This is a genomic window from Ekhidna algicida (assembly GCF_051379705.1).
In the GTDB taxonomy this organism is placed as follows: domain Bacteria; phylum Bacteroidota; class Bacteroidia; order Cytophagales; family Cyclobacteriaceae; genus Ekhidna.
Genome location: NZ_CP179868.1, coordinates 2414076 through 2434560, shown reverse-complemented (window position 1 = coordinate 2434560; position 20485 = coordinate 2414076). Strand labels below are relative to the sequence as shown.

Sequence of the window (20485 nt, the reverse complement as noted above, 5' to 3'; positions counted from 1 at the left end):
ACGGTGACCTAAAACTTAAACGTCAATCCTGCTTTTAAAAAGAATGGAACGCCCGGCGTAAAATGAATCTCTGAAACCGATTCGGTTTCCCCGGCCAATCTGGATTCCGTATCAAACTGTGCTTCTCTCCATTCCACATCGAACACATTTTCTATGGCAAGAGAAACCGTCCATTTGGAACGATCATAAGCCAGATTTACATCCGTAAGGAAGTAGCCTTCAGCAGTTACCGAATTGTCTTCATTGGCCGCCCGATCTTTTATATACCGATACCGTATGGAACCGCTCAGGTTTTTGCCTTTATAAGTAAGTCCGCCAATGCTTGTGAAGGTTGGTGCCAGCGGAATATAGTCAGCGCCCTCAGGCTCATCCACAGCTCGTGGATTGGCATAGTTCGCATTGGAATAAATGAACACCTCGTCCGTCAACTGATAATTGATTCCTACGTCCACACCTGTTCGCTTCGTTCGGCCGCTCGGCTCCACGATTCCCGCATCTCCTACATAGACAAACTCTTGCTCGAGGTACAATTCCCAATAAGCCACATCGATAAATAACCGATCGATCGGCTGATAGACGGTTCCTAAATCAATGCCCCATGCTGAAGGAAGTGTGTTTTGGCTTTGTTCCCTCAACACCACACGTGCGTCATTGCTATGGAATCCTTTTCCGGATTTAGCATAGAGCTGCCAATTAGTAGATGGGCTGTAAATCACATTTAACTTTGGTGAAATGGTGCTTTGTGTGCCGGATTTCCGATCGTAGGTGGCTGAGAGATAGTCTACCTCTTCAAAGCGAAACTGATCCATTCTCAGTCCTGCATTTACCATCCATTTACCAGACTCCCAGGTGGCGCCGGAAAACACGAAACCATTGAACTCATCGACATCCGCAAGCGCAATTGGGTCCAACGTTTCACTTCTGTTTCGAGTGTGAGAAAGCTCAACCCCGTTGACGTCATCGTACCGAAACCCGACTCCACTTTCTACGGTGAGATCACCGGAAAATAATCGTGTGCCATGGTTATAGGTAGTTTGAATGCCATATATCGTTCGCGATTCTTTTTGCCGAATCTGATCACCATTCACCGGGTCATCAAGGAAAAAGGTGAAGTTGCTATACAGCTCAAAGTCATACTTAGAAACAAAGGCTTTGGTCTGCATAAAATCTCCATTGGAAAAAGACGAAGTATAATCAATCATAAAATTTTGCCTGGAAGTCTCGCCTCCCTCCGTATCATCAATCGCTCCGAATCTTCCAATCTGATCAGACGCCACGGCGCGCAGCGGAATTTGTCCCGAAGCATCCCACTTGCTTTGAAAGGTAGAAGCCTGCACCGTCAATAGGTCGTTCCCAATCTGTGCATTGTACTTTCCAAACAGGTTGAGCCGATTGAAGTTTTGTGGAGACTCAAAAGGTCCGTCCGAGATCATGTATTCGGTAGCTATGTAAGCGTCCTGTGTCCCATCACCATCCACCAAATCAATCATACTAACCTTTCGCAAGGTGTTGAACCTTCCCGCTTCCACTTTGACGCTGCTCTGATTGATCCGATTGTATGTATTGAAATCCACATACCCTGCCGTGGTGAAATTTCCTTTCTCCGCATAATAAGGCCCTTTTCCAAAATCAACTCCTTGTACCGTCTCCGGAATCAAAAAGTGAAGATCCGCATAGCCCTGGCCATGCGCATGAGAGACCATATTGACCGGAATACCATCTGCTGTGATTTGAATATCTGTGCCATGATCGATATCAAAACCTCTAAGGAAGATTTGCTCTGCCTTACCTCCGCCGGCATGCTGAGCGATAAATAGTCCGGGTACCTTCCGTAGGATTTCCTGGGATGAGTTCACCGGGTTTAGCTTCAGGTCTACCTGCTTGATTTTGTTGAGTGTGTTTATCTCCGGAGTGATCACCACTTGAGACAGCTCCACGGGAGCCGGAGTTATGCGGATATTCCAATCAGTCTCCTCAGACACCACAAACTGCATGCGATCATATCCAACCATGGAGATGAAAATTGAATCACCAGGTGCGGTGTTCTTAAGGGAAAAGCTCCCGGCTATATTGCTGTGTGCATGCACATCGTCTGTCAGGTTATAAATAGTGACAAATTCTATAGGTTCACCCGTCGAGGCGTCTTTTACTGAGCCATTGATAGTCTGGGCATATCCCGCAAGGGCGATGAGGAAAAAGAGTAAAAAGTGTGTGTTCTTTAGCAAGTTCATTAGATGTTAGATGCTGATTTGAATGAATAATTGCTCTAACATACGGGTGATGGTAGCGATTGGATTTTACCACATCAGTTTTAAATCTCTTACTTGGCAAGTTTTTCTGTGATACCCTAATGCCGGGAAGGCACCTACTTTTTCTTGGCAAAAACACTACGCGTGTCGGTAGCAAAAGCCATCTTAAAATCGAAGATTCACGAGGGGCTGTGCGGCATGGATAGAGGGTATGAGTAAATCAATCCAGCTGACCCGCTATCCCTACACGAGATTTTAAGAGATCGCTTCTATGAAGCGAATTTGGTAGGGATGGATAACAATCTAACCTATGACGTGCACTTAATCGGCTTTCAGCAAAGTTGAGTAGGATTAACAATGGTGAGTAAACGGCCTATTCAGAAATGGCGTTAAGAAAAAGGCGAGGGAAGCGTTAAGAAATACATGACTGTCTGAGCCTAGCGAGTTTCATGGATTTTAGCTGACCGAAACCTTTTTTAGCCAATTAATGAATAAGCCTTGAGCTTTTTGCTACTTTTTGTGTCAAGACAAAAAGTAAGTGGGAAAAGAGCCATCCTGACAGAATGATTATTCTACTTTAATGACTAAAGTTTCGACATATAAGCAACGGCAATAGCGTATTGGAATAATCATGACCTTTTTTGAAATCCATAATCACCCAACATTACGTAAATCAGAATAGACCATGAATATGGTCTATTCATTGCCTGCCAGCAGACAAAGGATGCATGTCCAGATAATTTTAGGCAAAGGAGCAACATGAGGATAGCAATAATTAATAATTTAGCTTAGCAATAGTAAAACTGTGGGCCTTCCTAATCACCAAATCGATCAAGATCAACTTGTCGCTCAAATGAAAGCGAGACAGGCCGACGCATTCAGCTATCTGTATGATAATTATTCTGCAGCGATTTATGGATCAATCTCCCGGATAGTCAAAGACGTAGATGTAGCGCAAGAAGTGCTGCAGGACGCCTTCATGAAGTTTTGGGATAAAATTGATCAATACGACTCTTCAAAGGGTCGTTTCTTTACCTGGATGGTAAACATCAGCCGTAATCTGGCGATCGATAAGATTCGATCGAAAGAAATGAAGAAGGTTGGGAAAACCGATACCATAGAAACTTACGTATCTGGAATAGAACGCGATCACTTAAGCCACCTGAATATTGATGGGATTGGTTTAAAGGAAACGATGACATCTTTACGTGATGAAGAAAAGTTCATCCTGGAGATGGTGTACTTTAAAGGCTATACCCAATCAGAAATTTCGAAGGAATTTGACATTCCGCTCGGCACGGTAAAGACGCGCCTGAGGATGGGTTTAAAGAACATGAGAAAAGTATTGCAAGTAGAGTGAACATAGAAGAATACATATCGTCCGGCATCTTAGAAGCCTATGTGATGGATCAGCTTTCAGCAGCTGAGCGCACAGAGGTGGAGACTGCTGCTGCAGAGCATCCTGAGATTCAGGAGGAGCTGGAGAAGATCGAGCTGTCTATGGAATTTCTTGCCTTTGCCACAGCGGTGACGCCTCCTCCTGGTATAAAAGATAAGCTGATGGCGCAGATCGAAACTCAGCCGGAAGCTAAGCAAGAGACACCGGTAGTAGAGATGAAGCCTGAAGGTTCGTTTGGCATGCTGCGGTTTGCCGCGGCTGCTTCGCTGATCATTGCGCTGGGCTCTGCGGTAATGGCGTTCAACTACTGGAACAAATGGCAATCGGCAGAAGACCGACTGGCTTCCCTGATCGCACAGAACGAACAGTTTGCGGACAATTACAACCAGGTGAATCAGCAGCTGGATGACATCCAGAATGCGGTGGCCATCATGAACAACACGGCGTATAAGCGTGTGGTGATGAATGGCACAGACAACTCACCGGGATCTCAAGCGACCGTGTATTGGAATGAAGCAACAGCGGATGTCTACCTCAGCATTCAAAATCTGAAAGAACTTTCTCAAGACCAGCAATATCAGCTTTGGGCGATTATTGATGGGAAGCCTGTAGATGCGGGAGTCTTCGAGCCGGGCAGTTCCAACTTCCTCGTGCAGATGAAAAACATCGGTCCCAATGCGGCAGCCTTTGCCGTGACCATCGAGCCTCGCGGCGGCAGTGAAAACCCTTCACTCGAGACCATGCAGGTGGTCGGTAACGTCTAGCAGTGGACTGGTTAATTAGTAATAAGTTAACTGATCACTAATCACTATTTTACTATTTAACCAATCCACCAATTAACTATTCCACTAATTCACTATTCCCCCACTAATTACTATTTCCCCAATCAACTATTTACTAATTAACTATTCCTCTATAGTATTGCACGCTTCAACCGCATAGTAGATGTTCGGAATATTTAAAAAGAAACCCAAAGAAAAACTCCCGCCGGAGCTCCTTGACGAAGAGGGCATACAGATCCTTGAAGGAGATGAAGTTTTTGCTCACCGATACGAGCTGGGCAAATGCACCGTGGAGCTAGAAGGGTTACAGTATTTCTATGTCTCCCAACACTCCGGCAAGCGCGTAAGCTACACGAAGATGATCGACGCGATTACGGGACAGCAGAAGGTGAAGAAGGTGTGAATTAAATGGCTACTAAAGAAGAGAGATGCTATATCCATAAATGAGATAGTTTAAAATCAGCTAACACAAGCGATTCAAAATAAACTTTTATCATTGTATTAACCGCTTTTGTTATACGATGAAAAATAAATTGATTTTAAACCGCTTTTTTGCAAGCTTATTTACAATTGCATTAAGTGCCTGGCTCGGTATCGACTCTTCTAATATTGTAACAAGTATTAGAACAATGTTCAAAGTTTGGTTCCATGGGTTTGAGTCTACTGGAATATATTACTCCGCATTTTTTTTTGGATTAAGCCTAGTCATTTGGGTCTATGTTTTTACGCGGTATTTAAGTTCTGATCAAGCTGAAAATCAGTCTAGATTCAACGAAACAATATCAGCAATTTATAAAGCCCCGAACCCCTTTGTTCATAATAAATATCCAAATTTTTATAGAAAGATTGTTGATAAATTAAAAGGTCTTTCGGATGAAGAATTAACAGATAAAAGAAAAATTAATCTTCTAAAGAAGGTTCTAGAAGAGATATTGATGTTTACACAATACTTTTCAACACAAGAAGTTGATATAAAAGGGGCCAATATTATGCTTTACTTACCCGCTTCAGATCATTACGATTTAATAGATAAATTAATACTTGATAAAAAAATATCGTTCACGGACGATAAACGAACTAAGGCGTATGCTGGTGTCCTGATAACAATACCCGAATCTTATGTTAAACTCAATACAAAAAAAAATCTAGAAATCCCCATTATAGGACTTCCTGTCTTTAACAAAATTAGAATTGATGGGAAGTTGCACCAAATGCCTGGCGCGGCATTTGCCATATTTGAAGGTAATTATATATGCTACAAAATTGATGACCTAATAACTAATTGTTCATTTATGGGTGATGTAGTAGTTAGTCAACTTACAAATTATTTTAAAAAAGAAGGGAAGGATATTAAGAGTTTTGCTTCTTTTCGTATAGGTTCGAGCAAAAATCCTATTGCAGTTTTGAACATCGACTCTGGGGAAGAGAATGTTCTTGGTTCTGCAAGAGAATATTTTGCAACATTCAATGCATTATTAAACCCCTTGCTTCATACAATAGAACCACTAATAACAGACATAAGAAATAATCAAATTGAACAGCTAATAGAAAAGTATTTTTCTTATACTGAATCAATCGATGTTTAGTTTGTTATATTCGAACAATCTTATTATTTTATATAAATGGAACAAACAGGTTTGGAAAAAGGTAGACTCAATAAGACAGTTGAAAAAGCTCCCGGTGGATATTATGCTCCAGGTCAAGGACGCTATAACCCCGAGCCAGTTCAACCCAAAACTCAACACGGAAGCAATAAAAATTGAAGGTCGTCAGATTACGATTCTTGCGGTATCAACCAATCTTTTAGAGAAACTAGAAACTCATATTCAACTTGAGAAACAGAATAAGAATGAAAATTTTGATTTCTTATTCGTTCTAATTGCACCATCCACTTAGTTTTATCTTCTTTATTCCCTTTTTTAACACCTGGCTGTGTATATGCATGGTCAAATATATCTTGCCAATTTTTTAGAGCAATTTTTCTATAGTCTATTAAATTGAGACAATCCCATGGCTCGACTTCATCTTCTTCGTTTTCAATCTCCCTATTTTTAGCGAGTGCGAGACCACCTGCCTTGTCGTAAACTTCTTTAGGGACTCCTTTCTTCCACCATGTTTTTTCTTCAAACCTATTTAGAAGTCTATTTTTTGCATCTACTTTAAAAAACTGCTCTAAATCTCTAATTATGGCAAAAGATTTTTCATTGAATTCTTTAGCTTCTTTTCTGTTGTATTCATCTAGTCCTTCAGGATTAAAATCAGGATAATTCTCCCTAACAACCATTTGAAGCGTCCTCCAATATTTAGTATCTCCTCCCGAACCATGCCTAGATTTTAAATCATCAGATTGCTCTTCAGTGATGTCATTATAAAAATGGATAATGGGATCCAGATACGGCTTTACCTCTAAAATAATATCATTGATTGTTGAATTAATTCCAATGGCTCGATTGTCAATTAAATGATCCATAAGATCACTTAATAGCATTATCTGGCCATATATTCCCTTATTTATGGCCGCTATACCATTTTCACCTTTATTCCATTCATCAATAATAAATTCAGTGTAATATGTAGTCGCTTTTATCAAATAATCAGATAATCTTTCAAAAGCAAGGTCCAAATCACCACGATAGAAAGACCCTAACTTTTCAATTTTATTCTTTGTAACGTCTCCCAAAAAATTTGATCTCTTAAGAGCTCTTATTATTGTATCCGTAGTAATGCAGCGAAGGTCGTTTTTTTTGTTCTCTCCGATTATCACTCTGTCAAATAATGCACTCAATCGATTCTCACCCAACTCAATTGCTATTCTCTATTCTTCATATCTAAATGAAAATAGATTGAACCGCCACCGAGAAATGGTTCATGATAATTTTTGAATTGATTAATATCAATTATGGAGTCAATGTGCTTAATTAGCCAATTTTTACCACCAGCCCATCTAAGAAATGGTTTCATAAAATTACTTACTAGTTAATTACTTAAATCTACACAAAACCATTAATTACCACTTACCAGCCTAAGAATAGTGAAATAGAAAGTGCTAAAAGTCTAATAACTCCTTTGGTTCCACTCCCAATCCTTTTGCAAGAGCTGCAATTGTACTGAGTGTTGGGCTCCTCACTCCACGCTCAAATCGGCCAATCTGGCTGAACGCCATATTTGATTTATGTGCCAGCTCTTCCTGACTAAGTCCACGTTCTTCACGAAGCTTTTTCAAGTGCTTGCCAAATGCATCTATGAAAGACTGGTTTTTCATGGTGGTAAACTCAGTAAAAACATAAACGAATATTAGAGCCAATTGGCTCTATTTAGTTAGATTGCATTCTCAATGAACCCCATCGACCAATTTGTATATGAACGACGGCTGCTCCATGAACTGCAAGAGCTGTTTGAGTTCGCTTCGCCTGCGGAACTTCGGCGCGCCATCGAAGATGTTTATTTCAACCTGCTCATGACCAAAGAAGAAACCGTAATAAGTAAAGATCTATCCCAGCACATCTATTTAATCATCAACTTTCTCAATGAAGCAGAGAAAGTGAAATAGGTTCACCGCTCCGCACCAACCCCTCCCTCCCCTACATGAACCACTTACACCCATACATAAACCCCTGACAGCCGCGCATAAGCCTGTCACATGCGTGCATAAACCACTTACATCATTGCATAAAGCATTGACATCACTGCATGGACCACTTACATCACTGCATAAAGCACTGGCAGCTCTGCATAAAGGACTTACATCACTGCATAAAGCACTGACAGCCGTGCATAGACCTCTAACATCCGTGCACAACTGATAGAAATCTCCACTTGTACACCAATGGTAAACATGCACTATTCAGGATTATGACGGCTAACGAATACCCTTGCAGCTTCAATATTTTTTTAAACTTTTAAATGTTTATCATGAACAAAAGACAAATCAAAAAACTGGAGATGATGCGCTCCACCAATGGGTATCTGGATGGTACCTCTGCAACGTGGAATGCCATCCCCATTGCAAGTAATTACAAAACAGGCCTGGCACAAATCATCCATCAAATTCGTACTTCTGCAGAAGATCAGGAGGCTGCTCAGGTATTTATCGGTGGTACGTTGCTAGACACCAAACAACGCATCGCCGAAAAGCTGGACATCCTGGACGATGTGCTGGAAGCCTACGCTGAGGATACCGAAAACCCAGAGCTACTCGTTCAGTCCAGCAACTCCAAGTCTGACTACCTGCGCCTGGCCAACGAGGAGTTTGAGACCAAAGCGAGCCACGTCATTGACCTGCTGGAAAGCCACGTGACAAACATGGCAGACTATGGACTTACTCAAGATCAGATTGAAGATGTGAAGTTGGACTTTGGCACATATCAGGATCAGCGAGGCAAGCCGCGCTCCTATAAGATTGCATCACGGTCGGCCACTCAAAGCATAGAATCGCTCATGGATGAGGGTAACCTGTTTCTAGAGAAACTGGATCGGGTCATGAAGCGCTTCAAGCGATCGAATCCGTCGTTTTATATTGGGTATTTGTCTGCGCGTACGATTATAGGGTAATGATCCCCTCGCAAACCAACTGATTAAGCATGAAGGAGCTACCGAGGGGTGGCTTTTTTTGTATTTGTTTAAAAGGCATGCAAGTAATTAAAATGGTATTCTCAAAAATCCAATAGCTCTTTCAACTCCAACTGAAAAACCTTAGCAAATCCTTCAATGTTTTTGAGGCTTATATTACGTTCTCCTCGTTCAACCATGCCAATGTAAGTGCGATGGAAACCAGTATGCTCGGCAAGCTTTTCCTGAGACCATCCACGCTCTTTACGAACATGTCTAACTCGATTTCCAAACCGTTTGAGGATGTCTTCTTGCACACATCAAAGCTGACGAGAAGTATACAACAAGTCTACATACAATAAGTATCATTATTGATTTGAATTATCAATTTTCAATTGTGTTATTTTCAATTCTAAAATTAACCAACTATGAATCCCATCGACCAATTTGTATATGAGCAGCGGCTGCTCCATGAGCTGCAGGATATGTTTGATTTTGCCTCGCCTGCGGCACTTCGTCGCTCCATCGAGGATGTCTATTTCAACTTAATCATGGCGGAGGACGAGACGGTCATCAACAAGGAGCTGTCTCAGCATATTTATTTAATGATCAATTTTTTGAATGAAGTGGAGGGGATGAAGAAGTGAGGATACCTTCCTTTTTGTCTTGACGCTGTACCCTCAGGGGAGGCACCTTTGCTTCCTTACTTTTTGAAACACCAAAAAGTAACAAAAAGTGTATGACAAAATCAATCCAGCCATTCACACAGCCCTTCACGTGATTTTGCCGGAGCTCGCTATGCGAGCATAGGGACCTGCCCTCATGGCCAGACGCTGGCCGCCGAGATTTCATTCCCCACGCACCATAAATATGCTTGCTCTCTGAATCGCTTTCAGCGAAGTTGAGCAGCATTTGCAATGGTGAGTAAAACGGCCTATTCAGAAATGGCGTTAAGAAAAAGGAAGAGGAAAGCGTTAAAAAATACATGACTGTTTGAGCGCAGTGAGTTTCATGGATTTTAGCTGACCGAATCCTTTTTTAGCCATTAATGAATCAGCCTTGAGTTTTTTGTTACTTTTTGTATCAAGACAAAAAGTAAAAGTAAAAGGCTTTTACTAACATGAGGGGGCACGTCAAGACAGACAACCTCGTTCCTCACCATTATTAATGCAGCGCTAGATTCCGGTATTTGTCGTTCCTCCAAAACCGGAATGACGGTAGATGCTTCACACCACCAACTTATACCCATACCCACGTACATTGATAATTTGGATGGTGTCGTCCTTGGAGAGTTTCTTGCGGAGCTTGCTGATGAAGACATCCATGCTGCGGGCATTGAAAAAGTCGTCGTTGCCCCACAAGGATTTGAGGATCTGCTGGCGGTCGGTGAGCTCATTCGCATTTTGCAGAAGTGCATCCAGCAAATGTGCTTCACGGTGTGTGAGCCGCTCTTCTTCATTACTTGGACGATGGGTCAGCACCTGCTTCTGGCAGTCAAACGTGTAAGCACCGATCTCTTGTGTGCCGTTTGTCTGCTGCTTAGTTTTTCGGTTGAGCAAGGCTTGAATCCGCACGATCAGTTCTTCCATGCTGAACGGTTTTTTGAGGTAATCATTGGCTCCATAGCCAAAACCCTCCACCACATCTTCGGTGCGTGACTTGGCCGTGAGAAAGATGATCGGGATGAATTGATCTTTTTTGCGCAGCTCCTTTACCAAAGAAAATCCGTCAAGCTTCGGCATCATGACATCCAGCACCAGAATGTCTGGACGGTCCGCCTCGTATGCACTTCTCGCCTCCTCCCCATCCTTGCAAAAGACTACCTGAAATCCGCGTGATTCCAGACTCTCCCGGATGATCATCCCAAGCGCCGCTTCATCTTCCGCTAGCAATATTTTGGCAGACTCAGTACTCATAGGGACAATCTGAAAATCGTTTGTTGGTTGGAGCCTTCGAGCGTAAGCTGGCCGCCATGCAATTCGGCAATGGTGCGTGCATAGTAGAGCCCAATCCCAAATCCTTTTACATCGTGCTGATTGCCCGTAGGGATGCGGTAGAGCTTATCAAATATTTTATCTTTTTGAGCCGTCGGTATGTTGCCGCCATTGTCTTCTACCTCCCACACAAATGACGACTCCTTTTGCTTCAGCCGAATGGTGATAGCATCACCGCCATACTTGATGGCATTGTCGATGAGGTTGGAAAGTGTATTCTCCATGTGGAATCGATCGAGTGTACACACCGCCGATTCCATGTCCGCTTCAAACGCTATCTGCTTGTCGGTTTCAATCAATTGAAATCGCTTCACGATAGTTTCCGTCCAGGATACCACCTCCACTTCCTCTACATTCAGCGTGAGTTTCCCCTGATCAATGATGGCAGTCTCCAGCATCTTCTCCACCATGTCGTTGAGCTTTTGCAACTGATTGTTGGAGAGCGCCAGGTAGCGTCGTGTCTTTTCCTGATCGTTGGTATCGTTGAAGCTGGTAACGCCTTCGAGTGCGGAAAAAATCGTAGCGATCGGCGTTTTAAATTCATGCGTGATGTTGCTGATCAGGTCGTCTTTGATGGCCGCCAGTTGTTTTTGTTCATTGATGGTACGATACAGATGAATCAACGTGCCGATCACCAGGCCAATGAGCAGGATGGAGAGCACGAGTTCGCCAATCCCATTTTTCAATATGATCAGGGTCGCGTTTTCAAAGTTTACATTGATGGTGGTGAAGCTATCCAGAAAGGCGGAGGTCGCAGAAGCTGACAGGTAGTTGGTGTCATCCAGCGATCCAATTTTGGTTTTGCCCGCACGGCTTTCCTGGTTCAGCACAAAATTCACGTCCAGGTTTTTTTCTTTCAGTTGCTTTTCAAATTCGGTGTAAAGCGCCCCCAGGTCCACGAGATCTTCGCTGATCGAAACCATGACTTTCTGCGTCAAAAACTCCAGCTCTCTGGCTCGGGAAGAATCAAAATCTCCCTTGATTCTTAATTTCCTGAGGGAAGTTTCATTGCTCAGCTGAAAGGCTGAGTCGATGTAGGTGGAATCCGGATTTGACGATCCCGACCAGATGTGAGTAAACCCCGTGCTAACTCTTGCCTGACTATCCCCGGCGACCTTAATCAGGCTGTCGATGTTGGTGACCGCAGATGCGAAAGCATACGACTGACGGCCGCCGACCAGCGTATCCAGCGATCCCTCACTCATCACGAAAATGCTGCTCCGCGCCTTTCCCGCAAAGTAATTTTCGATGCTCGCATTCAATGATTGCTGCACGTCCCGTATGAATTGCTGCTTGTTTACCTCATAGCTCTGCACCGTAAAGTACACCTGCGCTGCGGTGAGCACCAGAGCAGTCATCACGATCAAAATCAAGCTCTTGCGGTAGGATTGCTTTTTCACACAGCAAATATAGGTGGCCGAGACTGGCTCCTTTCCATCCGTTAACACACGTTAACACTGCTTAACCATGTGTTAGCACTCATTCTCATTGGTTTGCCGGAAACAGAAAAACAAAAAATGAGAAAAACGATGCTTATCCTCTCACTGGTACCAGGCTTGCTGGTGGGAGTCACATTCAAGGCCTTCAGCCAACAGAAATTTGAAGGAATTGCGTCCTACAAATCCTCCATGAGTATCGAGTCGCTGGATGTGGCCGGTAGAGACATGAGTCCCGATATGCAAGAGTCGATTCGCAAGCAGCTCATGCAGCAATCTCAGCGCGACTACACCCTGACATTTAACCTGCAGGAAGCGCTCTGGAAAGAAGACGTAGAGCTTGAGTCTGAAGCCGGAGCACCGAGTGGTGGTGGCATGCAGATCAGGCTTTCGACCGGCAACTCGGTGAGCTACCTCAACCCGAGTAAGAATCAATTCCTGGAGGAGACGGAGATTTTTGGGAAGAAATTTCTGATCGAGGATGAAATGCCCACTTTCAACTGGAAGATCCTCGGGGAGACCAAGAAGATTGGGGAATACACAGTCATCAAAGCGGAGTATCTGAACATTACCGAGCAGATGACCATGTCGCTAAGTGACTCAGAGCAAACTACGGAAACCGTCATGGACACCACACTGATCACGGCATGGTATACGCCCGATATTCCTGTCTCTCAAGGACCCTCCAACACGTGGGGATTACCGGGGCTTATTCTCGAGCTAAAGAATGGAAACTTCACTTTCCTATGTACCAAAGTGGAACTCAATCCTGCCACACCAGTAGCTATTGAAGTGCCGAGTAAAGGCAAGCGCGTGTCGCGCGAAGAAGCTGACAAGATCAGAGACGAGAAGCTCCAGGAAATGATGAAGAAGTATGACACGGGCGACGGTGGAGAAACGCGTGTGATCAGAATCGGAGGATAAGCATCAAAATGAAAGGACTAATTCTATTGTGCTTATTGAGCCTCACGAGCTACTTAGGTGCACATGCTCAAAGTCACGTATTGCTCAAAGGGCAAACCCGTGACTCCACGCTTGCTCCTATCGCTTTTGCCAATGTGATGGCCATAGATACCGCAACGCAGGAAATGAAAGCCTTCGCCGTGACAGATGTCAAAGGAGGCTTTCAGCTCCGGCTGCAGGCGAATACGGTCTATGAGATAAAGGTCACGTTTGTTGGCTATGTGCCCTATAGCCGGCATTTACAACTTAGCCAGACCACTGACGATCCATTGATTATCATCATGAAGGAATCCGTGAATGCGCTGGATGAGGTGACGGTGGTCGCCGAGATGCCCGTGCTTGTCAGGGGCGATACGATTTCCTATAAAGCCGAGGCTTTTACCAAAGGGGATGAACGCAAGCTGGAAGATGTGCTGGAAGAATTGCCGGGATTTGCCATTCGGGAAAATGGCGACATTGAAGTGCAAGGTCAACGAGTGGATAAAGTGCTGGTAGATGGCAAGGAGTTTTTTGAAGGAGATACCAAATTGGCTACCAAAAACATTCCGGCAGATGTGGTGGACCGTGTGCAGGTGCTTCAAAACTTCAACGACATTCAGCCAATGCAGGGACTCAATAACAATGAGCAGCTGGCGCTGAACATTGAGCTCAAATCTGATAAAAAGCGCATCGTATTCGGTGATATTGAGGCCGGAGGCGGGCCGGAAAAACGCTACTTTGGTCATGCCAACACCTTCTACTATTCGCCCAAGACCAGCGTCAACTTCATTGGTGATGGCAACAATGTAGGTGAGCTTGCACTTACGCTCAACGACTATTTTCGAATGTCCGGAGGGCTTGCTTCCATGGCTGCACGAAATGGCACTTCCTTCCGAATGAATGCGGGAGATGCGGGCATTCCAATCACAGATCGGAACTCGGCGAGTGACCTGACCAACAGGCTGGGAGCACTGAATTTTACCACCCAACCTTCTGATAAGCTCCTGTTTACGGGATTTTTGATCGGCTTTGACAATGAGGTGACCATGGGCTCAAACTCCTTTCGAACCTATCCGCAGCTTGATGACCAAACGCAGGAACAGCTAACTACCGCCACCTCTGTGGGCAATCGGTCAGGGCTAGGACGATTTTCTGCGAAGTACACGCCCAACTACAATATGCAGCTGGACTATACTTTTTTCGGAAAGCGCAGCAACATCGATCAGGCCATGCTTCGAAATTCGCAATTGATGTCAGGAAGCAATTTATTGCAGGAAGGTAACGATCGTGAACCGACGAGTCAAAGTCATCAGGCGCGGATGTTCACTGCGCTGAATGAGCGAAACATCATAGCCGCAGAGGTTAACTACAACCAGGAACAGACAACCACCAATCAACTGTTGGCGAGTCAGCTTCCGTTGTTCAGTGATTTCCTGCCAAACAATTCGCTTCAGCTATCGCAGGATCAGGACATTGTTTCCAAGCGTATTGATGGGGCCTTCAACTACTATTATATCCTAAACAAAACCACGCATATCAATGCGGCCGTTGGCATCAACCACTCCAGGCAAACACTCGCTTCTAACCTGAGTGATGAGCAGGATGAAGTGGTGGATTTGGATCAGGAACTGAACATTACGAATAGATATCTGAGGCTCAGGTATCGCAAAAAGTGGGATAAGCTGACCATCAGTCCCGGTCTGAGCTTGAATAGCTATACGGTGAAAGGCATCTCCGAATCTCCGAACCAGGCGCAATACCTCTTTCCGCAGCTTACCGCACGGTACGAGTTTGGTAGCTCACACGAGATCAACTTCAACTACAATCAGTCGCTGGAATACAACGACGTGAGCTCATATGCTGAAGGATATCGGCTGAGTCGATACAATACACTCCTCTTTGGGAATACCTTATTGGATCCGGCCTTGTCACACAACCTGAGCGTGAACTACCGCAACTTCAACATGTACAACTTTTTCAATATCAGTGGCGGGATCAGTCATCAGTACATCAGGGATGGATTTATCAATAATCAGGAGCTGAGTGGAGTGGAGAATGTGCTCACTTCGATCAATGCTGGCGAAGCTAATTACACGACAAGCGGATACCTCAACCTTGAAAAGCGCTTTGACCACTTCAGAGTGAGTGGCTCGGTGACTGTTTCCAAATCGGCGCTCAACAACCAAATTGAAAGTCAGTTGATCCAAAACGACAATTTCACACACCAGTACGGGCTGAACATGTCTGCGCGATTGTTCAAGAAACTGTCGGTTCGCACCGGATATAGCGTATCAATTAATCGGTATTCTTCCGGCTCGTTTACCAACCAGTTTGTGAATCATCGCCCCAATGTGGGCACGACGCTGACGTTTAAAGGCTTCCGATTTGAGACGGAGTATGCGTACAATAAGTACGTGAATCAAAGTCAGAATCAGGAAACCTCTTTCGATGTGCTGGATGCTTCTCTGAGCTATCGCAAAAAGAAAAGTCCGTGGGAGTTTAAGCTTCAGGGATTGAATTTGCTTGACACGCGATCTGTGCGTAGAGATAGCTTCAGTGATAACCTGATCAGCACGTATTCATATGATATTCAGCAGCGATACGGTTTGTTTACTGTGATGTATGACTTGTAAATATTTTCTAATCATCGTCCCATCGAGCACTCTCTCTTCGTGCTTGTTGGGATGGTGGTTTTTCCGAGGGCGTTTTAGCTTTACTTTTTGTCTTGATTACAATCCCCCTTGTGCCGGGGAGGCACCTGCTTTTTCTTGGCAAAAAGCAGGCAAAAGCCCATCTTAAAATCAATCCAGCTTACCCGCAATGCCTACACGAGATTTTAAGAGATCGCTTCTTAGAAGCGAAATTGTGGCTAAAGCATAATTGTTAGCATAGAGAAGTTGCCTATTCAGAAATGGCGTTAAAAAAATGAGAAGACAAGCGTTAAAAATCACGACTGATAGTGGTATTTCAAACCCCTGCCAACGCAAATCTGTCTTATCCTATTTAGGCGTTTTAGATTCTGAAACAAGCTTGCTTGCGGCAGGCGGGTTCAGGATGACCTGCTCAAAAGTGTGCCAATTCAACTCGTGCTGATCTCTCGCATCAGTTTTCGGATATCTTGAATGTAGATCTGCTCTAACACCTCCACATATGGGCGCTGATGATAGTAGCCTTCCTGGTGATATTGCTCGGCTAGACGTAAATTTTTCATGGCCAAATCAAACTGCCCCCGGGCTACATAAATTCTCGCTTTGTGATAAAAGCAATCCGAAAGATTTTTGTAATACTTAAGTGCCTTATCAAATGCCGTCATGGCTTCATCGAGTCGCTCAAGTTTGATCAATGCAAGTCCTTTGTATAAAAGGGCATAGACATCTACCCACTCTTCGCCTTCTTCCTCTACGACCTTATTGATGTATTTGTCGAGTGACTCATTTGCCGCTTGATAGTCTTCCAATCCATAATAGCAGATGCCGCGCATGTAATCATGATTTTGCCCTTGTGAGAAATCTACTTCTCCACGCAACTCATCTGCGTAGTTGAAATCTTCCATGGCGCGATAGTAGTCTCTGTAGAAGTACAGGTAGATATAGCCTCTAAATCCTGCCCACTTTTCCGGCTTTCGTTTCACAGCTTCACCGTAGTAATAATACATTTCGTCCGCAATGCCTCGTTTCAAACGGGCAGTGGCTATTTCTCTCCAAAGATCTGCGTCCGTGGAATCCATCTCGAACGACTCGTCTAGCTGAAACTGCTCCGGCACGGAGCCCTGGTAGTAGTAAACTCTTCCTCCTCTCAGCTGAGGACCATATTGCTTTTTCTGTTCTGCCGTAAGCTCTTTTTTGTACCACTCCCGTTCTGAGCAGGAAGAAAGCACCAGCAAGGCCAGACAGAAATTAAGGAAGTATGTCAGTGATTTTCCCATTGTCAATTTTAAAGGTGATGTAGAAATAGGCATCCCGGGCTTCATCATTGATGACAACCGGCCGCCAATCTTCGAGCATTCGGAGGATCCCATACAGATGATCGATGGTTTCTTGTTCAAACTTTATGGGCTGATACATGAAGTCATATCCATCGACTGTAAACCTGCCGGGTTTTCCCTCGCAGTTTACCACAAAGCGAAAAACGAGCATCCCATTTTGCTCCAACATTTTTGATTCATCCAGGTTGTTATACACCGTGTCAAGTAGTGCTCGCTTGCCGTGGATGTATCTGCCGTCCGGAGTAGAATTGTAATAGTCTGCAATGAATCTTTCATGACCGCAGATATTGAAATCTTCGCCAGCATCGAGCGTATTTTCAGGGTCAATCCAGGCAATGCGATGCTTGTCGTGATCTGCTCTCCGCTCAAACTCCTCGACCGGCATTTGCTCCATGAGTTCTACCTCCAGTACGTAGTTTTCATTTTCACTCAGCGATGAATAGAATCCTACTTCCGACAAATAAATAGCCTGGTCGCTGTAGCTGTTGACTTCCTCACCATCCTCTTCTTTGGTGTAGGCAGAAGTTGAATTAAACACCTTAGCTGGCTTTCCATCGATTAAAGTGTCGTAGACATTTTGTTGCGTTTCGACGTAGCGATAATAGGTATCATTCAGCTGATACCTCACCGTATATGGATCTGCATCGCTGGGTTCCCATCGGGTTCTTACCGGGTTTAAAATCTCTATGTTAAAAGTGTCTTGCATGCGAATATCAACCAGCTTTTCAAAAATAATTTCTGTGTCTGCTAACCGAGATTCGCTGATACCGACCAGATCAAAACCTGCATTGTATCTCTCTGTAAAAATCTGATCGCCTTCCTTCCGAAATTTTGTATAGGTAATTTCGGTAGCCGCTCTTGAATCTTTATTCTTTGGATAATAGTGTCGGTAGTATTTGCTGACGTATCCATCTTCAAACACATCTGATGACGGATGGAACTTTAATATGGGATGATTGTCGGTGGATTGTTGACATCCGATGAGTACAACAAGCAATACAAAAATGAGTCGAGACACGTTGGTGATTTTTTGTCTAAAATAACAGTCGGAATGGTCTTGATGGTTTTTTTTACCATCATTAACATTTCGTTAAATAAAAAAACCCTGACCACAATGTGATCAGGGCATCTATCACCAACCAGCTATAAATCGCATTCCTACGACTTACAATTGTTCTTTCACTTACGGAATCTGTTAAGACTTTGGATTTATCTAAGCAAATTATCCTTTCAATGCAGATTTTATCTTCATGATGGCCAGAGGGCCGAGCTCATACTTTGCGTCTAAAGATTCCCGCAAATAGTCTTTGCCCGCATTGATTCCGGCAGCATGATAAACCAAGCCCATATGATATGTTGCTTCAGGTTCGTAGGTTTTTCCTTCTACGTTTTCTCTGTACAGTTCCACAGCTTCATCAGCTTTACCTTGGTTGAAAAGTGTCCATGCCAGCCAATCATAAGTTGCCGGATTTGGACGCCTTTCTATTTCTTCCCGTGCTAGCTTCTCTGCCGATGCAAAATCACCTCTTGCAAGAAAAATGTCGATCAGGTATTTATTGTACATTCCTTGATACTCACTCTTACCTGCCTCTGTGAGAAATTGGTTTATGTACATTTCCGCTTCCTCCTCATTCCCCTCATATTCGCTGATTTCTGCCAGCGTCATGTAATAATCAGGCATGGCTGTTTTTTGCTGAAGCTTTGATAAAATCTCTTTTGCCTCAGCCGTGTTGCCGTCATTGGAATACGTCACCCAGGCTATGCCCTTCAGCGCATAATCGTAGGTAGAATCCAGTGCCAGTACTTTCAAATAGTTTGCGTAAGAGTCCTCTATCCGTCCGGCATGCCCGTACATATCGCCAAGGTTAGCGGTAGCCCATAGCTTGCGTTCCTTTTGATGCGCCTTCACCAGGTCATTGGCTTTTTCCATGTAGAAAATGGCTGAGTCAAGGTCTCCTTCGTAATCTTTATACTTTGATAACCTGACCAGATAATCGAAAGAGTTCATCCGCCTGGTTTTCTTCAGGATGGCTCCTGCCATTTTATAATTTCCAAGCTCCATCTCTGCATCAAATTGCATGAGAAGTGGTCCGAATTTTTCCGCTGATAGTTCATTTGCGATTACAGCATACGTTGCTGCTTTATCAAAATTATGTTGCTTGATGGCCAGGCCGCTTATGCTCAGTAAACTCGGGACTTTCCATTTCCCTTTTGATATTTTTTGTGCAAGACCAAATACACTATCTGATTTGTGCAGGTAGCTTATGTCTCCGGTTTTTTCAAATAGTTGATTGTAAGTGCTTCCTAATTTTTCATAGAAAATAAAGCCTCGTGGTTCAATTTCGATTTTGCTTGTCCACAGCGCGAGCTCCTTTTTCAGTGGTGACAGATCTTTTTGTGCAGCGCTGAGGTATTTGGCATAATCAACGCGGTTGGCTATGGTTCCCTTTTTTGTTGATTCAGTGCAGCCAACAACAATCACTGAAAGGAATATGGTTTTTAAAATGTTATTCATAGCTATTTGGTTTTAGAAGAAGGCTATCGACGCTGACTCACGTCGATAGCCTTTCAAATTTTTGTCAATGAGGGCTTGCCAGGTACGGGAAGCTTGAACGAAACGACTTGTCGTTCGCGTCCACATTATCTGACGATACTCCATCTTTTACCGGATTGTCCGCTCCGGCATCAGACTGATCTGCAAAAGCCAACAACAAGGTCACGTCGATTACATCATCACTGAGCGCTCGCCCATTGAGCGCGCCATAGGCTGTCGCTGAATTTTTGTCTGATTGAAGTACATCAACAGCCAATACTCCTGCCAGTGCATCATTATCGATTCCAAGGATGTTTTCAAATTGCTCGGGATCGAGGAAAATGTACGTTTGAAGCGCATCCAGTATGCCTGCAAAAGCAGCTGCATTTGCCGATCCATTGGATGGAAGCGTTGAGTTGTAACCGTTTTTCACATCGGCAGTTCCGAAGAAGTTGAAGACCGTATTGATTGCAGGTCTTCCCATTTGATCAACAGTAGCGTAGGTGTCCAGCTCCATCTGAATGTCTCCGTCATCATCTCCACAGCTTGAAAAAACAAGCAGAGCCATGATCGACAACATTGCATAAATATTATTTCTCTTTTTCATGATTTCAGTT

20 protein-coding genes are annotated in these 20485 nt (G+C 43.9%); 9 read left to right on the top strand and 11 right to left on the bottom strand.

The features are described from left to right. Positions 1–8: 8 nt before the first annotated feature. Positions 9–2231 carry a TonB-dependent receptor gene (locus ACL8WY_RS10625; protein ID WP_436514709.1) on the bottom strand — a complete coding sequence of 741 codons (2223 nt, stop codon included), beginning with the start codon at positions 2229–2231 and terminating at the stop codon, positions 9–11. 871 nt (positions 2232–3102) lie between these two features. Here ACL8WY_RS10625 and ACL8WY_RS10620 point away from each other — a divergent pair. The 4 genes from ACL8WY_RS10620 (at position 3103) to ACL8WY_RS10605 (ending at position 6016) form a co-directional block, all read left to right on the top strand. Continuing rightward, the gene (locus ACL8WY_RS10620; protein ID WP_436514707.1) at positions 3103–3609 is read left to right on the top strand and encodes an RNA polymerase sigma factor; all 507 of its coding nucleotides are present in this window, start codon (positions 3103–3105) and stop codon (positions 3607–3609) included. Continuing rightward, positions 3606–4412 carry an anti-sigma factor gene (locus ACL8WY_RS10615; RefSeq protein WP_436514706.1) on the top strand — a complete coding sequence of 269 codons (807 nt, stop codon included), beginning with the start codon at positions 3606–3608 and terminating at the stop codon, positions 4410–4412. Before ACL8WY_RS10620 ends, ACL8WY_RS10615 begins: the two co-directional genes overlap by 4 nt. A gap of 181 nt (positions 4413–4593) precedes the next feature. Beyond that, positions 4594–4833: a hypothetical protein gene (locus tag ACL8WY_RS10610; RefSeq protein WP_436514705.1), complete on the top strand. Its 240-nt coding sequence runs from the start codon at positions 4594–4596 to the stop codon at positions 4831–4833. A gap of 118 nt (positions 4834–4951) precedes the next feature. Further along, complete coding sequence (locus ACL8WY_RS10605) at positions 4952–6016, top strand: hypothetical protein (protein ID WP_436514703.1); 1065 nt, start codon at positions 4952–4954, stop codon at positions 6014–6016. Between the two features lie 188 nt (positions 6017–6204). Here ACL8WY_RS10605 and ACL8WY_RS10600 read toward each other — a convergent pair whose 3' ends face one another. From ACL8WY_RS10600 to ACL8WY_RS10590, 3 genes are all read right to left on the bottom strand, one after another. Next, positions 6205–7230 (bottom strand): hypothetical protein, encoded by a 1026-nt coding sequence (locus tag ACL8WY_RS10600; RefSeq protein ID WP_436514701.1) that lies wholly within the window; start codon positions 7228–7230, stop codon positions 6205–6207. 8 nt (positions 7231–7238) lie between these two features. Continuing rightward, complete coding sequence (locus ACL8WY_RS10595; protein WP_436514700.1) at positions 7239–7391, bottom strand: DNA adenine methylase; 153 nt, start codon at positions 7389–7391, stop codon at positions 7239–7241. 85 nt (positions 7392–7476) lie between these two features. Continuing rightward, positions 7477–7734: a helix-turn-helix domain-containing protein gene (locus ACL8WY_RS10590; protein WP_436514698.1), complete on the bottom strand. Its 258-nt coding sequence runs from the start codon at positions 7732–7734 to the stop codon at positions 7477–7479. Positions 7735–7764: 30 nt separating this feature from the next. Here ACL8WY_RS10590 and ACL8WY_RS10585 point away from each other — a divergent pair, with 30 nt between their 5' ends. Beyond that, complete coding sequence (locus ACL8WY_RS10585) at positions 7765–7980, top strand: hypothetical protein (protein WP_436514697.1); 216 nt, start codon at positions 7765–7767, stop codon at positions 7978–7980. 362 nt (positions 7981–8342) lie between these two features. Continuing rightward, positions 8343–8981 (top strand): hypothetical protein, encoded by a 639-nt coding sequence (locus ACL8WY_RS10580; protein ID WP_436514696.1) that lies wholly within the window; start codon positions 8343–8345, stop codon positions 8979–8981. Between the two features lie 101 nt (positions 8982–9082). On the opposite strand, the gene ACL8WY_RS10575 is transcribed toward ACL8WY_RS10580, so the two are convergent. Beyond that, the gene (locus tag ACL8WY_RS10575; protein ID WP_436514695.1) at positions 9083–9295 is read right to left on the bottom strand and encodes a helix-turn-helix domain-containing protein; all 213 of its coding nucleotides are present in this window, start codon (positions 9293–9295) and stop codon (positions 9083–9085) included. Positions 9296–9406: 111 nt separating this feature from the next. On the opposite strand from ACL8WY_RS10575, the gene ACL8WY_RS10570 reads away from it, so the two are divergent. After that, on the top strand, positions 9407–9625 hold the full coding sequence (locus tag ACL8WY_RS10570) for a hypothetical protein (RefSeq protein ID WP_436514694.1): 219 nt from the start codon (positions 9407–9409) through the stop codon (positions 9623–9625). 579 nt (positions 9626–10204) lie between these two features. Here the strand turns inward: ACL8WY_RS10570 and ACL8WY_RS10565 are convergent. Together ACL8WY_RS10565 and ACL8WY_RS10560 are read right to left on the bottom strand one after the other, a co-directional pair. Then, positions 10205–10894, bottom strand: a complete 690-nt coding sequence (locus ACL8WY_RS10565) for a response regulator transcription factor (protein WP_436514693.1) — start codon at positions 10892–10894, stop codon at positions 10205–10207. After that, positions 10891–12372, bottom strand: coding sequence for a sensor histidine kinase (locus tag ACL8WY_RS10560; protein ID WP_436514692.1), 1482 nt, complete (start codon positions 12370–12372; stop codon positions 10891–10893). Before ACL8WY_RS10560 ends, ACL8WY_RS10565 begins: the two co-directional genes overlap by 4 nt. Before the next feature lie 69 nt (positions 12373–12441). Between ACL8WY_RS10560 and ACL8WY_RS10555 the strand changes: the two genes are divergently transcribed. Then, the gene (locus ACL8WY_RS10555) at positions 12442–13332 is read left to right on the top strand and encodes a GLPGLI family protein (protein ID WP_436514691.1); all 891 of its coding nucleotides are present in this window, start codon (positions 12442–12444) and stop codon (positions 13330–13332) included. An 8-nt stretch (positions 13333–13340) separates the two neighbouring features. Next, positions 13341–15983, top strand: a complete 2643-nt coding sequence (locus ACL8WY_RS10550) for an outer membrane beta-barrel protein (protein ID WP_436514690.1) — start codon at positions 13341–13343, stop codon at positions 15981–15983. Between the two features lie 446 nt (positions 15984–16429). Here ACL8WY_RS10550 and ACL8WY_RS10545 read toward each other — a convergent pair whose 3' ends face one another. The 4 genes from ACL8WY_RS10545 to ACL8WY_RS10530 form a co-directional block, all read right to left on the bottom strand. Beyond that, positions 16430–17275, bottom strand: coding sequence for a tetratricopeptide repeat protein (locus ACL8WY_RS10545; protein WP_436514688.1), 846 nt, complete (start codon positions 17273–17275; stop codon positions 16430–16432). After that, complete coding sequence (locus tag ACL8WY_RS10540; protein ID WP_436514687.1) at positions 17247–18353, bottom strand: hypothetical protein; 1107 nt, start codon at positions 18351–18353, stop codon at positions 17247–17249. The genes ACL8WY_RS10545 and ACL8WY_RS10540 overlap by 29 nt, the downstream gene beginning before the upstream one ends. Positions 18354–18557: 204 nt before the next feature. Beyond that, positions 18558–19850, bottom strand: coding sequence for a tetratricopeptide repeat protein (locus ACL8WY_RS10535; protein WP_436514686.1), 1293 nt, complete (start codon positions 19848–19850; stop codon positions 18558–18560). A gap of 64 nt (positions 19851–19914) precedes the next feature. Further along, positions 19915–20475, bottom strand: coding sequence for a DUF4331 family protein (locus tag ACL8WY_RS10530; protein WP_436514685.1), 561 nt, complete (start codon positions 20473–20475; stop codon positions 19915–19917). Positions 20476–20485: the final 10 nt, after the last annotated feature.

Excerpts from the sequence above, each read along its gene's own strand:
- ACL8WY_RS10580 (WP_436514696.1), top strand. The coding sequence starts at position 8,343 with ATGAACAAAAGACAAATCAAAAAACTGGAGATGATGCGCTCCACCAAT.
- ACL8WY_RS10550 (WP_436514690.1), top strand. The coding sequence starts at position 13,341 with ATGAAAGGACTAATTCTATTGTGCTTATTGAGCCTCACGAGCTACTTA.
- ACL8WY_RS10545 (WP_436514688.1), bottom strand. The coding sequence starts at position 17,275 with ATGGGAAAATCACTGACATACTTCCTTAATTTCTGTCTGGCCTTGCTG.
- ACL8WY_RS10595 (WP_436514700.1), bottom strand. The coding sequence starts at position 7,391 with ATGAAACCATTTCTTAGATGGGCTGGTGGTAAAAATTGGCTAATTAAG.
- ACL8WY_RS10620 (WP_436514707.1), top strand. The coding sequence starts at position 3,103 with ATGAAAGCGAGACAGGCCGACGCATTCAGCTATCTGTATGATAATTAT.
- ACL8WY_RS10625 (WP_436514709.1), bottom strand. The coding sequence starts at position 2,231 with ATGAACTTGCTAAAGAACACACACTTTTTACTCTTTTTCCTCATCGCC.
- ACL8WY_RS10530 (WP_436514685.1), bottom strand. The coding sequence starts at position 20,475 with ATGAAAAAGAGAAATAATATTTATGCAATGTTGTCGATCATGGCTCTG.
- ACL8WY_RS10535 (WP_436514686.1), bottom strand. The coding sequence starts at position 19,850 with ATGAATAACATTTTAAAAACCATATTCCTTTCAGTGATTGTTGTTGGC.
- ACL8WY_RS10610 (WP_436514705.1), top strand. The coding sequence starts at position 4,594 with ATGTTCGGAATATTTAAAAAGAAACCCAAAGAAAAACTCCCGCCGGAG.
- ACL8WY_RS10605 (WP_436514703.1), top strand. The coding sequence starts at position 4,952 with ATGAAAAATAAATTGATTTTAAACCGCTTTTTTGCAAGCTTATTTACA.
- ACL8WY_RS10585 (WP_436514697.1), top strand. The coding sequence starts at position 7,765 with ATGAACCCCATCGACCAATTTGTATATGAACGACGGCTGCTCCATGAA.
- ACL8WY_RS10570 (WP_436514694.1), top strand. The coding sequence starts at position 9,407 with ATGAATCCCATCGACCAATTTGTATATGAGCAGCGGCTGCTCCATGAG.
- ACL8WY_RS10565 (WP_436514693.1), bottom strand. The coding sequence starts at position 10,894 with ATGAGTACTGAGTCTGCCAAAATATTGCTAGCGGAAGATGAAGCGGCG.